This window comes from Pseudoclavibacter sp. 8L (assembly GCF_902506465.1).
GTDB lineage: Bacteria > Actinomycetota > Actinomycetes > Actinomycetales > Microbacteriaceae > Pseudoclavibacter.
Genome location: NZ_LR733186.1, coordinates 74,769 through 88,281, shown reverse-complemented (window position 1 = coordinate 88,281; position 13,513 = coordinate 74,769). Strand labels below are relative to the sequence as shown.

Annotated in this window: 11 protein-coding genes; 2 read left to right on the top strand and 9 right to left on the bottom strand. The window is 68.0% G+C overall.

The window, feature by feature from the left end:
- The 6 genes from GV007_RS07105 to GV007_RS07080 form a co-directional block, all read right to left on the bottom strand.
- Positions 1-1,533 carry a Mur ligase family protein gene (locus GV007_RS07105; protein WP_160071688.1) on the bottom strand — a complete coding sequence of 511 codons (1,533 nt, stop codon included), beginning with the start codon at positions 1,531-1,533 and terminating at the stop codon, positions 1-3.
- A gap of 23 nt (positions 1,534-1,556) precedes the next feature.
- Positions 1,557-3,326: a peptidoglycan D,D-transpeptidase FtsI family protein gene (locus tag GV007_RS07100; protein WP_160071687.1), complete on the bottom strand. Its 1,770-nt coding sequence runs from the start codon at positions 3,324-3,326 to the stop codon at positions 1,557-1,559.
- 36 nt (positions 3,327-3,362) lie between these two features.
- On the bottom strand, positions 3,363-3,926 hold the full coding sequence (locus GV007_RS07095) for a hypothetical protein (protein ID WP_160071686.1): 564 nt from the start codon (positions 3,924-3,926) through the stop codon (positions 3,363-3,365).
- Positions 3,923-4,924 (bottom strand): 16S rRNA (cytosine(1402)-N(4))-methyltransferase RsmH, encoded by a 1,002-nt coding sequence (gene rsmH / locus GV007_RS07090; RefSeq protein WP_228502430.1) that lies wholly within the window; start codon positions 4,922-4,924, stop codon positions 3,923-3,925. The genes GV007_RS07095 and rsmH overlap by 4 nt, the downstream gene beginning before the upstream one ends.
- Positions 4,925-5,116: 192 nt before the next feature.
- The gene (gene mraZ, locus GV007_RS07085) at positions 5,117-5,548 is read right to left on the bottom strand and encodes a division/cell wall cluster transcriptional repressor MraZ (RefSeq protein ID WP_160071684.1); all 432 of its coding nucleotides are present in this window, start codon (positions 5,546-5,548) and stop codon (positions 5,117-5,119) included.
- 266 nt (positions 5,549-5,814) lie between these two features.
- Positions 5,815-6,198 (bottom strand): DUF3040 domain-containing protein, encoded by a 384-nt coding sequence (locus GV007_RS07080; protein ID WP_160071683.1) that lies wholly within the window; start codon positions 6,196-6,198, stop codon positions 5,815-5,817.
- Positions 6,199-6,285: 87 nt separating this feature from the next.
- On the opposite strand from GV007_RS07080, the gene GV007_RS07075 reads away from it, so the two are divergent.
- Complete coding sequence (locus tag GV007_RS07075; RefSeq protein WP_160071682.1) at positions 6,286-7,368, top strand: polyprenyl synthetase family protein; 1,083 nt, start codon at positions 6,286-6,288, stop codon at positions 7,366-7,368.
- 110 nt (positions 7,369-7,478) lie between these two features.
- On the opposite strand, the gene GV007_RS07070 is transcribed toward GV007_RS07075, so the two are convergent.
- On the bottom strand, positions 7,479-7,823 hold the full coding sequence (locus GV007_RS07070) for an Rv2175c family DNA-binding protein (RefSeq protein ID WP_104241128.1): 345 nt from the start codon (positions 7,821-7,823) through the stop codon (positions 7,479-7,481).
- Positions 7,824-7,957: 134 nt separating this feature from the next.
- On the opposite strand from GV007_RS07070, the gene pknB reads away from it, so the two are divergent.
- Positions 7,958-9,973 (top strand): Stk1 family PASTA domain-containing Ser/Thr kinase, encoded by a 2,016-nt coding sequence (pknB, locus tag GV007_RS07065; RefSeq protein ID WP_160074126.1) that lies wholly within the window; start codon positions 7,958-7,960, stop codon positions 9,971-9,973.
- Positions 9,974-10,088: 115 nt separating this feature from the next.
- On the opposite strand, the gene GV007_RS07060 is transcribed toward pknB, so the two are convergent.
- Both GV007_RS07060 and GV007_RS07055 read right to left on the bottom strand, forming a co-directional pair.
- On the bottom strand, positions 10,089-11,792 hold the full coding sequence (locus tag GV007_RS07060; RefSeq protein WP_160071681.1) for an acyltransferase: 1,704 nt from the start codon (positions 11,790-11,792) through the stop codon (positions 10,089-10,091).
- A gap of 168 nt (positions 11,793-11,960) precedes the next feature.
- Complete coding sequence (locus GV007_RS07055) at positions 11,961-13,346, bottom strand: class II 3-deoxy-7-phosphoheptulonate synthase (RefSeq protein WP_160071680.1); 1,386 nt, start codon at positions 13,344-13,346, stop codon at positions 11,961-11,963.
- Positions 13,347-13,513: the final 167 nt, after the last annotated feature.

The following is a 13,513-nucleotide window of genomic DNA, read 5'->3' as shown; positions in this document are numbered from 1 at the left end:
TCACCACCCTGCTTCCCTGAGCGCCGCTCTGGCCTCTTCTCGTGCCGAATACTGGATCTTCTTGCCCGCGACCTCGGTGTAGCTCTCGTGGCCCGGACCGGCAATGAGGATAGTGTCCTCTGCGCCCGCAAGCGAAACCGCCTTGCGCAGACCGAGGCTCGCGTCGGCGATCTCGTAGAGTTCGCGTTCTGGGTGGCTGGACCTGGCGCTCTCGACGAGGACGCGTCTGATCTCGTCCGGGTCCTCGGTGCGGGGGTTGTAGTCGGTGATGATGACGACGTCGCTGCCCGCGGCGGCGACTCGCGCCATCTCGGGGCGCTTCGTGCGGTCGCGGTCGCCGTCGGCACCGAAGACCATGAAGAGGCGTCCCGTCGTCATCGCTCGAAGCGCGCCGAGCGTCTGCTCGAACGCATCCGGGGTGTGCCCGTAGTCGACGTACAGTCGTGGGCCTCGCTCACCGGAGACCAGTTCGAGGCGCCCAGGCACGAAGGCGTCGATGCCGCCGTCACGCTCGAGCACCTCGGCGATCTCGCCGAGGTCGTAGCCGGACTCGACGAGCATCGCGATCGCGAGTCCCGCGTTGGCGGCAGAGAACCAGCCTGGCATCGGGATGCTCGTGTGCAGCACCCGGTCATCGGGGCTCGTGAGCGTGAAGCTCGTGCTGCCTCCGCTGGAGTCGGTGACGACCAGGTTCCAGTCGGCGTCGATCCCGGGCTTCGAGGAGATGGTCGTGACGGGAATGCGGGAGTCCTCGACGACGCGCGCGCCCCACTCGGAGTCGAGCGACACGACGCCGCGTCGAGCGCGCTCCGGCGTGAAGAGCTTGAGCTTCTCGCCGAAGTAGGCATCGAAGTCGACGTAGTCGTCGAGGTGGTCATGTGAGAGGTTGATGAAGCCGACGACGTCGAACTCGATGCCGTCGACCCGGTGCCTCGTGATGGCCTGCGCGGAGACCTCGATGCTGGCCGCGTGGACGCCGACCTCGCGCATGCGGGCGAGCAGTGCGTGCAGCTCGCTGGCTTCTGGCGTCGTCAGGCTCGCCTCGATCCGCTCTTCGCCGATACGGCGCTCGACGGTCGTGGTGAGGCCGGTGACGACGCCGAGCTGCAGCAGGAGGCCGTCGAGGATGTAGACGACGGACGTCTTCCCGTTGGTCCCCGTGACGCCGAAGAGCTTCGGCTGGTCCGGGTCGGTGCGGTAGATCCACGCGGAGACGTCGCCGAGTGCGAGACGCGGCTCCTCGGTCACGAGGACCGGCACTCCGAGGTCGCTGGCCAGCTCGGCCCCGGCGGCGTCGGTGAGGACCGCGACGGCGCCGGCCTCAGCCGCGTTCGCGGCGTAGCTGGCCCCGTGCACGCGAGCACCGGGAAGCCCCACGTACAGATCTCCGGCTTCGACGTCCAGTGATGAGATGGAGACGCCGGTCACCTCGACCTGGTCGACGCCTTCGGGGGCGTCGAGTCCGAAGTGCGCGCACAGCTCAGAGAGCGAGCGCGGCACTGGGTGGGATGGACGAATGCTTGCTGCGGGCATGACTTCCTGTGCAGTAGTGCGGATCAGAACGTGGTCGGGATCGTCGGCCACGGGCTCGGCGATGGTGCCACCCGGTTGGATTGGAGGACGTAGGCCATGACATCGTGCCATGCTGGCGCGGTGGCGGCGCTGCCCCTCATCGTAGTTGGGTTCATGATCGAGACCGTGACGACGTACTTGGGGTCGTCGATCGGGGCGACTCCCGCCATCGAGGTCATGAAGCTCCCCGCGACGTACTGCCCCTGTCCATCAGAGACCTCCGCGGTGCCCGTCTTAATGCCGACCCGGTAGCCGGGGATCGCCACCTCGTTCGCGAGGCTCCCGCTCTGCGCCGTGGCCTCGAGCAGCGTCAGCGTGTCGGTTGCGGCCTTCGCGGAGACGACCTGGCGCGCCTCACCGGGTTCGGTCGGCACGAAGCCGTCCTCCGTCTCACAGCCCTCGACGAGCTGGACGGGAAGCCGCTGACCGCCGTTGGCGATGGTCTGGTAGGCGCTCGCCATCTGTGGGGCCGTGACTTGCAGGCCCTGGCCGAACATCGTGGCGTAGTTCGTCTGCGGGTCCCACTCGTCGTAGGGGCGGACCGTTCCGGCCTCCTCGCCGAGGAAGCCGGCCTCGGTGTCGGCGTTCAGGCCGAAGTCGAGCATGTAGTCGTAGCGCTCGCCAGCGCTGAGTCGCTGCCCCATCAGGGCGATGCCGATGTTGGAGGAGCGTGTCATGATGCCCGCCGCGGTCCACCGCTCATCTCCGTGCGCCCAGTCGTCGCCGAAGCTGACGTCGGTCTGCTCGAAGCGGCCGGGCACCGTGAACTGCTCACCGGGCGTTGAGAGTCCCTTGTCGAAGACCATCGCGGCGGTGAGGGCCTTCATCGTCGAGCCGGGCTCGTACGGTGCCGTGAACGCGCGCGAGCCGCGGTCCTCGGTCGCCGTGGCGCCTGGGTCGTTGGGGTCGACGGACGGATAGTCCGCCGCGGCGAGGACCTTGCCGGTGTCGACCTCCTGGACGATGACGTGCCCCCATTGGCCGCCCATCGCCGTGACCTGCTGAGCGAGCACCTGGAGTGCGTAGTACTGCAGGTCGGCGTCGACCGTGAGCTTGAGCGTGCCACCCTGCTTCGCCTCGGTCAGCGTGACCTCGGTGCCTGGGATGCGAACGTTGTCAGCGCTGCGCTCGTAAGTCTCCTCGCCGTCGACGCCCGCGAGGCACTGGTTCTCGGAGTATTCGAGTCCGGCGAGAGGCTCGCCATCAGCGCCGAGGAAACCGGTGAGGTTTCCGGCCACCTGGCCGTTGGGGTAGACGCGCGCCGCTTCCCTCTTCGGGTAGATCCATGGGATCTCGAGCGCGCGCACCTTCTGATAGGCCGCGAGCTCGAGCCCCCGGCTGAGGTACGCGAAGTTGCTCTCCGGGTCGATGGCAAGCGCCCCGTCGATGACGCCGATGAGCTCTGCCTGCTGCTGCCCGGTGATGGCTGCGATCTCGCCGAGCGCCTGATCCCTGGAGACCGTGGTGGTCTTGCCGTCGTCGCCCTTGCGATCGAACTCGTCGACATTCGCGGGGGCTACCGTGAGGTCGAAGCGGTCGGCGGAATCGGCGAGGATCTCGCCGTTCTTGTCGATGATCGACCCGCGCTCGCTGAAGATCGTGCTGGAGACGCCGCGCTTGGATTCGGCGTCGGCGTTGATGGTCGACGCGGAGACCAGCTGCACGTCGATGAGGCGCACCCCGAAGGCGACGAGCACCGCGGTCACGAGGATGATGACGAGGCCCGCCCTGCGCCTGGACACTTTCGGTGACACGGTGGTCCTCCCCCTCTGGTGTTGCTCTTGGTGGGTCTACCTCGTGGAGGGAGAACGCAGCTCGGTGACCGAGGGTACGGCAGGCGCGGCGGCCTGCTCCGCTGAAACTCCGTTGGGGTCGGCGACCGGTGCCGCTGGCTGCGTGACCTCGTTCGTGACGAGCCCCGTGTTGATGGGAGCGGAGGTGCCGGTGGAGGCTGCATCGGTGGCGAGCGAGCCGCTGCCGACCTGCAGGAACGCCTGCGAGTCGGTCGGCACCATTCCGAGCTTCGTGGCCTCGACCGCGAGGTTCTGCGCCGACGACATCGCGCTGAGCTCCTCGAGTGCCGCTGACTCGGTGCGAGCGAGCTCGGTCTGCGTCTGCTCGAGCCCGCTGACCTCGTAGGCGCCCTGGGAGATCGCGATGCTCAGTGCGAGCTGCGTGACGAAGACCCCGGCGAGGACCACGAGGGAGATGAGCATCGAGCGAAGGCTCGGGAGCCTCCGGGTGCCGGGTGCCTCGACGAGGCGCAACCGCGGCGACGGGGTCGCCGCCCTAGGGGGCGACTTCTGGCGACGCGTGGAGGTGGACCCGCGGAGGAGGCTTGTTGCTGCAGTCATGCCCGTGGGCTCCTAACTCTCGCCACCGCGCGCAAGCGCACGGGAAGTGCTCGTGGATTGATCTCGCCCTCGTCGGCGCCGGCGCGCTCCGCGCCGCGCACGAGGCGTTCGAACTCGGGCTTGTGCTCGGGCAGCTCGACCGGAAGGCCGCTCGGGGCGGTCGACGTGGTCTTCGCCTCGAACAGCCGCTTCACGAAGCGATCCTCGAGGGACTGGTAGGCCTCGACGACGACGCGTCCGCCGAGACTGACTCGGTCGAGGGCCTGCGGGAGGGCACGCTCGAGTGCGCCCAGTTCAGCATTGACTTCGATGCGGAGGGCCTGGAAGACGCGCTTCGCGGGGTGGCCGGCGTCGCGCTTCGCGGCCGGGGTGGCTCGTTGGAGGACGTCGACGAGCTGTCCAGTCGTCGCGATCGGACCCTGGGCCCGCTCGCGCACGATCCAGCTCGCGTACCGCGGAGCGAGCTTCTCGTCGCCGTACCGGTAGAAGAGCTGCTTGAGCTCCTCTTCACCGTACGTGGCGACGATCTCTGCCGCCGTGACGCCCTTCGTGGCGTCCATGCGCATGTCGAGGGGCGCGTCCTGGCTGTAGGAGAAACCGCGGCTCGCTTCGTCGAGCTGGAGCGACGAGACACCGAGGTCGAACAGAACGGCGTCGACGGTGTCGATCCCGAGCTCGTCGAGCGAGGACTCGAACTCGTCGTAGACGGCGTGCACGAGCGTGACCCGATCGCCGAAGCGAGCGAGGCGTCGACCGGCGAGGCCGAGTGCCTCCGAGTCGCGATCGAATCCGACCAGGCGGGCGTTCGGGCAGCGGTCGAGGACTGCCTCGCTGTGGCCACCCATGCCGAGCGTCGCGTCGACGTAGATGCTGCCTGGGGCCTGCAGAGCGGGTGCGAGGAGCTCCACGCAGCGCTCGAGGAGCACTGGCGTGTGCAGCGATGCCGGGTCGCGTTCGCCGTCGTTCTCCGGCTGTGTGTTCTGGCTGTTCTGTGTCATGACGATGCGGGTTCCTCCCTGATCACTGATTCCCATCCGTTCTCTCTCCCCGCAGCGATGCGCGAGGGGAGCGAAGTGGAGATTCCTTCTGCCGCCGGGGAAGTGGCTTCAGATGGGGCTCCGCGGTGCTGCTGAGCTCTGCTGCGAGGGAAGGCGCTTCAGAGCGGAACGGCTGAGAATCGGCGGTCAGGGTCAGAAGAGTCCCGGGATCACCTCCTCCGCGGTCTCGGAGAAGGCGGCCTCGTTGGCCGCGACGTAGGTGTTCCAGGCCTCGGCATCCCAGATCTCGGCGCGGCTGCCAGCACCGATCACGGCGAGCTCGCGGTCGAGCCCTGCGTACTGCCTGAGCTGTTGCGGGATGGTCACGCGGTTCTGCCGGTCAGGCGTCTCCGCGTGGGCTCCGGAGAGCAGAAGACGCAGGTAGTCGCGAGCCTGCTTGCTGGTGACTGGGGCCTGGCGGATGCGGTTGTGGAGCTCCTCGAACTCGCTCGTAGAGAAGACGTAGACGCAGCGGTCCTGCCCGCGAGTCAGCACGACACCCTCTTCGAGCTCTTCGCGGAACTTGGCCGGAAGGATGAGCCGCCCTTTCTCGTCGAGCTTGGGCGAGTACGTGCCAAGGAACATGCACGCCTCCCTCCCTGTCGCTGAATCCCCACATGCTCCACTTTACTCCACAACCCACCACACATCTACGCAAACGCACTATTTCTCGCCTGTGAATGCAGAAAGAGGCCAGTAAATTACTGGCCTCTCAAGGGTGGAGGGAAGTGGAGCTGTTTTCACCTCACGTGGGCACAAAAAAAGGGACCGGCCAGGTGGCCGGTCCCGAGGTATGAAAGTGGAGTGGTGAGAGAAGGTGCGAGGTGGAGGGCTGTGGCGGCTCCCCGCCGCTACTCCCCCTGCTGCCGCTTGTCCCAGCGGTTGCCGAGCTTGTCCATGAACGAACCGTCAGACGAATCACCACTCTTCGATGAGGGGCGACCTGTTGGCAGTGGATCGGACTGCGAAGACCCGCCCTTCGGGGCGGCGAACGCGTAGACGACTCCAGCGAGCATCAGGACGAACCCGACGACCCCCAGGACCGGGATGTTGGTCGCGACGCCGGCGACGACGACGCCGATGCCGACTGCGACGGAAAGGAACGCGACCACGACGGCTCGCGTGGTGACCGCAGCGCCGCTTCTCGGCGATGTGGACACCACGTCCGCATCGTTCTGGTAGAAGCTGCGCTCCATCTCATCAAGCAACCGCTGCTCTTGCTCAGATAGTGCCATGTTGACCTCGTGCTCAGGGGGCGATCGGAGCCCCGCTCCGAAGTATTGCGCCCATTGTAGGCGCGCGCACCTGGGTAGAGTGGTGTCGTGTCTGAGAGTTCTACGCTGTCCTCCAAAGTCCAGCGTCGTCTGGACGCCACAATTGCCGAGAATCTTCAGGTTCTGGGGCCGATCGGCGTCGATGTGCCCGCCTTCCTCGAACAGGCCGGGGCCTTCACGACGGGCGGCAAGCGCCTCCGGGCCTCGTTCTGCGCCGCCGGGTACAGCAGCGCCGCCGGCACTCCAGAGCAGAGCGAGGCGGTGATCCTCGCTGCAGCCTCGATCGAGCTCTTCCACGCCGCAGCTCTGGTCCACGACGACATCATCGATCGCTCCGACACTCGCAGGGGCGCTCCTTCCACCCACCGCGCCTTCTCGAAGCACCACCGCGCCGCCGGCTGGGCTGGCGACGAGGAGCACTTCGGTCTCAGCGCCGCGATCCTGCTCGGCGACCTGCTGCTCGTCTGGAGCGACCAGCTCTTCGTGGAGGCCTGTGCCCTCGTGCCTCCCGCGGACGCCGTCCGCGCACGAGCCGAGTTCAGCAAGATGCGCAGCGAGGTGACCATCGGCCAGTACCTCGACCTCGTCGAGGAGGTGGCGTGGCCGGTCGTTCCCATCGACGAACGCGCCTCCCGGGCCACGACGATCGCGATCTCGAAGTCCGCCAGGTACAGCGTCGAGGAGCCTCTTGTGCTCGGAGCGCTCCTCGGGGGTGCATCCGATGCCCGCGTGGAGCAGATTCGCGCCTTCGGGTTGCCCCTCGGCCTCGCCTTCCAGCTTCGGGATGACGTCCTCGGCGTGTTCGGAGACGAGGCGGTCACCGGCAAGCCCAGCGGAGACGACCTCCGAGAGGGCAAGCGAACGCTCATGATCGCCGCAGCTCAGGAGCTGGCATCGCCTTCGGACTCGGCGCGGCTCGACGAGCTCCTCGGAGACCAGGGGCTGGATGACTCTCAGATCGCCTGGATGCAGGCGCTCATCGCGGAGTCTGGCGGACTGCAGCGTGTGGAGGAGCTGATCAGCACCTCACTCGTCGAGGCGCTCGCCGGACTGGAGAGCCTCGAGCTCGACCCCGGCTCGCGACAGCTGCTTGAGCAGCTCGCGGAGCGTACGGCTCACCGGGAGCACTGACCAGCTGGAGCACTGACCAGCTGGCAGCCTGCTCGGCGCCAGCACCGGTTGGCCAGCGGTGCCGAGACGCAGCACCCGTCGAGCAGCGGAGGTCGAGCAGCGCTGATCGACTAGATGGCGAGCAGCTGGACGGCGTGACGCACCTGCGTCTTGCGTCCCTGCACGAGCGCGTCAAGAGGGGCGACGCCGAGCGTCTCATCGACGCTCAGGAGCCACACCATCTGGTCGTGCGCGCTGAGCCCTGCGTCGCCGAGCAGGAACAGCGTCCCCCGGAGGCCAGCCAGCGGCTCGCCGTCCTTGATGAACTCCTGCGGGATGCGCGGCTCTCGCTCGATGCGGAACGACAGCAGCTGCTTGTCCTCGATCAGGGTCGACACGCGCCCCGTCGAGACACCGAGCTCGGATGCTGCCTGGGGAATCGTGTACCACTCACGGGTACTGAAGACGTCGCTCACGCCTCACATGGTCGCAGACTCCGCGCATCGATGCGAGCCCGAGCGATTCCTCGGCGCCGTGCGGTGTTTCATCCGGGAGGCGCGTGCCTCGTCGGGCTATCCTGCACGACGTGAGTCCCGTTGGTCCCGACGACATGATCGGCCGTCTGATCGACGGCCGATATCAAGTGCGCTCTCTGATCGCCAAGGGCGGCATGGCTACGGTCTATGTCGCCACTGATCTGCGCCTCGAGCGCAGGGTCGCGATCAAGGTGATGCACGACCACCTCGCCGCCGACGAGCGCTTCCGCGAGCGGTTCATCCGCGAGGCGCGCTCCGCGGCGAAGATCACCCACCCGAACGTCGTGAACGTCTACGACCAGGGTGACGACGAGGTCTTCGCCTACATGGTGATGGAGTACATCCCGGGCATCACGCTCCGCGACCTGCTCCACGACCATCACCGACTCACCCCGGAGCAGTCGATCGACGTCATGGACGCCGTACTCGCGGGCCTGCAGGCGGCTCACAAGCTCGGCATCGTGCATCGCGACCTCAAGCCCGAGAACGTCCTGCTCGCCGACGACGGCCGCATCAAGCTCAGCGACTTCGGTCTCGCCCGTGCGGCGAGCGCGAACACGGCGACCGGGCAGGTCCTGCTCGGCACCATCGCCTACCTGAGTCCCGAGCTCGTGACCAAGGGCACCGCCGACGTGCGCAGCGACATCTACTCGTTGGGCATCATGCTCTTCGAGATGCTGACGGGCGAGCAGCCATACCGAGGCGACCAGCCCGTCAACATCGCGTACCGGCACGCCAACGAGACGGTTCCCGCTCCAAGCGAGGTCAACGCCAGCGTGCCGCATGAACTCGACGAGCTCGTCGCCTGGTCGACGGAACGCGATCCCGAACTTCGGCCGGCGGACGCCGGCGTGATGCTCGAAGCGCTGCGTCGCGCGGAAGCCGAGCTCGGCCAATCGGCCCGAGCTGTCGACCCGACGGCGGTCCTGGCCACCGCGAGCCAGAGCGACGTCGAGGACACGGACCCGACGCAGCTCGCCCTCATCACGAGCCAGATGTCATCGGCGTCTTCCCCTCCGGAGTTCTCCGAAGGACACGTCGAGTCCTTCAGACCCGGAGACTCCCCCACAGTCGTAGGGGCGCCGATCTTCCCGGAGACGGGCGTTGCAGAGCTCGTGCCCTCGCTCCCGCAAGCCACCTCGACGGCCGAGCAGGGCGCCCGCAAGCGACGCACCTTCGGCGCAGTCATCGCCATCTTGGTCATCGCACTGGTCGCGGCGGCCGGCGGCATCGGCTGGTGGTTCGGACTCGGACCTGGGTCCTACAACACGGTCCCCGAGGCGGTTTCGCTCACCCAGGCGGACGCGGAGTCGGCGATCACCGCTGCCGGCTTCACCGTCGGCGACGTCACGCAGGAGTTCTCGCTCGAGGTCGCTGCCGGCACCGTCATGGACATGGACCCGCAAGCCGGCACGTCGCTCGCCCCCGAGACTCCGATCTCCCTCATCGTCTCCGCCGGGCCGGAGATGCTCACGGTACCGGCCCTCGAAGGGCTGACGCTCGAGGCGGCGGAGTCCGCCATCACCGAGGCCGGCTTCACCTACGACCAGGCCACGACCCTGCGCCAGTTCTCCGATGAGGAAGCCGACGTCGTGATCGCGGCGACGGACACCACCGGCGCTCCACTCCCCTCCACGCTCGCCGAGGGCCAGCCCATCCGTCTCGTGGCCTCGGCAGGAGTCCTCCCGGACGTAGCTGGCGAGACGGAAGCGAACGCGACGAAGCTCATCGAGGAGGCCGGACTCGTCGTGAACGTGTCGAGCCGGGAGTTCTCAGCCTCGGTGGCCAGCGGCGTCGTCATCGCCTCCTCGACCACCACCGATCCGGTCGTTCCGGGCGACACGATCAACATATCGGTCTCGAAGGGGCCAGCCCCCGTCGTCCTCCCAGACGTCGTCGGCGCACCCATCGGCGAAGCCATCGCGACGCTCGAGGGACTCGGGCTGACGGTCGGCCACAACGTTCCCCCCGGCATCGTCAACGACCCGAACCCGGTCATCAAGTTCGTCGTCTCGACGCAGTCCCCCGCCGCCGGGGTCGAGGTACCGGCCGGGTCGAACGTCACGCTGACGGCCACCGCGACGCTGTAGGTGCTCGGGCCGCTGACGCGCGCGGGATCACGATCAGGGCCTCTGCTCGAACTCGTTCCGACGCCGCCGGGACACGTCCCGGCTGGTGCAGACTCTCTCAGACCGCAGTCGAGCGCTACGAGAGTGACGTCGGCCGAAGTGCCGCTATCGGATCAGGACGATGCACCCCGCGCATGCGGTAGCCCAGCGAATCCGATGCGTGAAGCAGGTCGGCGAGCAGCCAGATGATGCTCGACCACATCTCGGTTCCCTGCAACCCTGGTGCGCCACCCGCGCTCTGGGAACGCGGAGCGAACGCTATCCCCTCGCCGGGAACCCACTGGCCGAGCGCCTGCTCGAGCGCCCCGCGCGCCCACTCCGCGATCTCCGCGCGGCGGTGCGGGGTCTGCTGCGAAGCAAGCCAGAGCGGATGCACGATGTCGAGGACGTTGCACGCGGTCCAGCCAGCTGGCGTGGAGAGGTGAGGGTCAGCCGCGTGCAGCAGCACGGTGTCGATCGTCGCGACCGGATACGGCAGCGGCAGTCCGAACTGCGCGAAGAGTCCGCGGGTCAGCCGGTAGAAACCGTTCACGGCCTGCAGCCGTGGTAACTCCGAGCCGGGCAGCACCTCCCCCCACAGGCCTGTTCGCGGGTCCGCGCGTGCGACAGCCCAGCCAAGCAAGGTGAGGAGAGGCCCGGCTCCCCCGTCGTCGAAGGCGTCGGAATGATCCAGAATGTTCGCGGCGCAGGCCGTAGCGACCGCGTCGACCGCGGCGCCGGAGCCCCAGGCGCCAGCGCCCCAGTCGCGGGCGTCGAGGGCGGCCGTCAGGTCCGTTCCCGTGAGCCCGTGCACGGCGCGGATCGGGTGGGGCATCCGCCCGCCCAGCAGCCGCACGGCGTAGCTGACGCTGAGGACGTGGTAGCTCGCCGGCCCGTCGAACGCCGAAAGCGGCTCCGATGGCTGCCGATCGGGCGACGTCTGCGCTCGCTCGAGGCCGGCGTCCGAGAGATCGCCGTCGGCGACCAGCCCCGTCGCAGGATCCTGCCTCGTCGTCAGCCGCCGGAGCAGGTCCGCGGCGGCGAAGCCCGGCGGCGGTGCGTCCAGCAGCAGGTCGGCGAGCTCGACCGCGTCGGCCCATGGGCGCAGGGTGGGCGCTGCAGCCGTGCCTGGGCGATCGACGAAGCGGCCGCCCTCGAAGCACCGCTCGAGCACTGCCGGGATCTCAGCCCGAGCCGTGTCCCCGAAGCGTCGGAGCGCCTCCCCGAGCCCAGTCTGGCGTGCCGGAGCCCGGCGGTCGCGCAGGACGCGCGCCGGGTTGCCTGCCACGATCGCGTGGTCCGGGACACTCTTCGTGACCACCGAACCAGCGCCGATGACGACGTGGTCGCCGACCACCACCCCGTCGAGGATCGTCACCTGCGAGCCGATCCAGACATCGTCTCCGAGAACGATCCCTCGACTCGAGAGCCCCTGGGTGAAGACCGGAGCGTCCGGCTCCATCAAGTGGTTGAAGCCGAGGATCGAGGTGTGTGCGCCGATCCGGACGCCGTCGCCCATCTGCACGTCGCCGCGGACCACGGCGAACGGGTTGACGGAGCAATCCGCGCCGATCGCGACGTTGTCGGTGACGTAGGCGTTGGCGGCGATATAGCTGCGGTCGCCGATCGACAGCCGGTCGCAGAAGACGGCGGCACTCGCCGAGACGAAGACCCGATCGCCGATCGCGGCGCCCGACGCCGCCAGTTCGCCCAGCCGCTCAGCCTGAGCGGCTCCGTCAGCGGAGTGGGGATCGTACTCCCATGGGAGGAAATCGACTCTGCGCACGCCGTCAGCCGTCATGCGCTCATCATTTCACGGGTGATGCGGCGAGAGAGTTCAGGGTTCCGTGCTCCCACACTCCGACAGAGGCCTCCTGGTGATGGCAGAGCTCACAGCTCCACCACCCCAGGAGGCCTCGTCACCTCACACGACCGGAATCGCCACCAAGCAGGTCACGGCCGAGTCCCTCTAGTGCTTGCCCGCGCGCAGCTCCTCAGCCACGAGGAACGCGAGCTCGAGCGACTGCATGTGGTTGAGTCGCGGGTCGCACAGCGACTCGTAGCGGGTCTCGAGGGTCTTCTCGTCGATGTGCTCGGAACCGCCGAGGCACTCGGTGACATCGTCGCCCGTGAGCTCGACGTGGATGCCACCCGGGTGCGTGCCCGCGGCGCGATGCGCCTCGAAGAAGCCCTTCACCTCGTCGACGACGTCGTCGAAGCGACGCGTCTTGTAGCCGTTCGGCGTCGTGATCCCGTTTCCGTGCATCGGGTCGGTGATCCACAGCGGCTGCGCATCGCTGCTCTTGATCGCCTCGAGCAGGGGTGGAAGCGCATCGCGGATCTTGCCTGCGCCCATGCGGGTGATGAAGGTGAGGCGACCAGGTTCGCGGTTCGGGTCGATCTTGTCGATGAGCCGCAGCATGGTCTCGGGCGTCGTCGACGGCCCGAGCTTCACGCCGATGGGGTTCTTCACGCGGCTGAAGAAGTCGACGTGCGCCTCGTCCAGGTCGCGCGTGCGCTCCCCAATCCAGATGAAGTGGCCGGAGGTGTCGTATGGCAGACCGGTGCGCGAGTCGATCCGGGTCATGGGTCGCTCGTAGTCCATGAGGAGCCCCTCATGGCCGACGAAGAACTCGACGTCGCGGAGTGCGTAGAAGTCAGCCCCGGCGGCCGCCATGAAGCGCACGGCACGATCGATCTCAGCTGCGAGCTGCTCGTAGCGCGCGTTGGCGGGATTGGCGGCGAAGCCCTGGTTCCAGGAGTGCACCTCGCGCAGGTCGGCGAAGCCGCCCGTCGTGAACGCGCGGACGAGGTTCAGCGTGGATGCGGCCGTGTGGTAGCCGCGGAGCATGCGCTCCGGGTCCGGGGTCCGGCCCTCCTCGGTGAAGTCGAAGTCGTTGACGATGTCCCCGCGGTACGCGGGCAGCGTCACGTCGCCGCGGGTCTCGTTGTCGCTCGACCTGGGCTTCGCGAACTGACCGGCCATGCGGCCCATCTTGACGACCGGCATCGACGCGCCGTACGTCAGCACGACGGCCATCTGCAGGATCGTTCGCACACGCGCACGGATCTTGTCCGCCGTCGCGCCCGCGAAGGTCTCGGCGCAGTCGCCACCCTGCAGGACAAACGCCTGCCCGGCAGCGGCTGTCGCGATGCGGTCGCGCAGGCGGTCGACCTCGCCGGCGAAGACGAGTGGTGGCAGCGACGCGAGCTCACCTGAGACGCTCGCGACCTTGGTCGCGTCGCCCCACTGCGGCTGCTGCCGGATCGGCAGCTCGCGCCAGGCATCGAGCCCCTCGAGCACGCCGGGGGGCGTCGGGATCGACTCTGTGCGGGTGGAGGTGAATTGGCTCATGCTCGCTTCTCTGATCTCATGTCTCTGATCTCATGCTGGCAGCTTGGGCGCTGCAGCGCTGGTGTGTTGCTGGATCTCACGCCGAACGGCCCCGACGATACTCGGGGCCGCGGCGCTCTGCTCTGTTGATCGCTCAGGGCTTCTCGAACGCTCAGACTTGCTGGGCG

Bases quoted from the DNA above. Each gene is read 5' to 3' on its own strand.
- GV007_RS07105 (WP_160071688.1), bottom strand. From the start codon at position 1,533: ATGCCCGCAGCAAGCATTCGTCCATCCCACCCAGTGCCGCGCTCGCTC.
- GV007_RS07095 (WP_160071686.1), bottom strand. From the start codon at position 3,926: ATGACTGCAGCAACAAGCCTCCTCCGCGGGTCCACCTCCACGCGTCGC.
- rsmH (WP_228502430.1), bottom strand. From the start codon at position 4,924: ATGACACAGAACAGCCAGAACACACAGCCGGAGAACGACGGCGAACGC.
- mraZ (WP_160071684.1), bottom strand. From the start codon at position 5,548: ATGTTCCTTGGCACGTACTCGCCCAAGCTCGACGAGAAAGGGCGGCTC.
- GV007_RS07080 (WP_160071683.1), bottom strand. From the start codon at position 6,198: ATGGCACTATCTGAGCAAGAGCAGCGGTTGCTTGATGAGATGGAGCGC.
- pknB (WP_160074126.1), top strand. From the start codon at position 7,958: ATGATCGGCCGTCTGATCGACGGCCGATATCAAGTGCGCTCTCTGATC.
- GV007_RS07060 (WP_160071681.1), bottom strand. From the start codon at position 11,792: ATGACGGCTGACGGCGTGCGCAGAGTCGATTTCCTCCCATGGGAGTAC.
- GV007_RS07055 (WP_160071680.1), bottom strand. From the start codon at position 13,346: ATGAGCCAATTCACCTCCACCCGCACAGAGTCGATCCCGACGCCCCCC.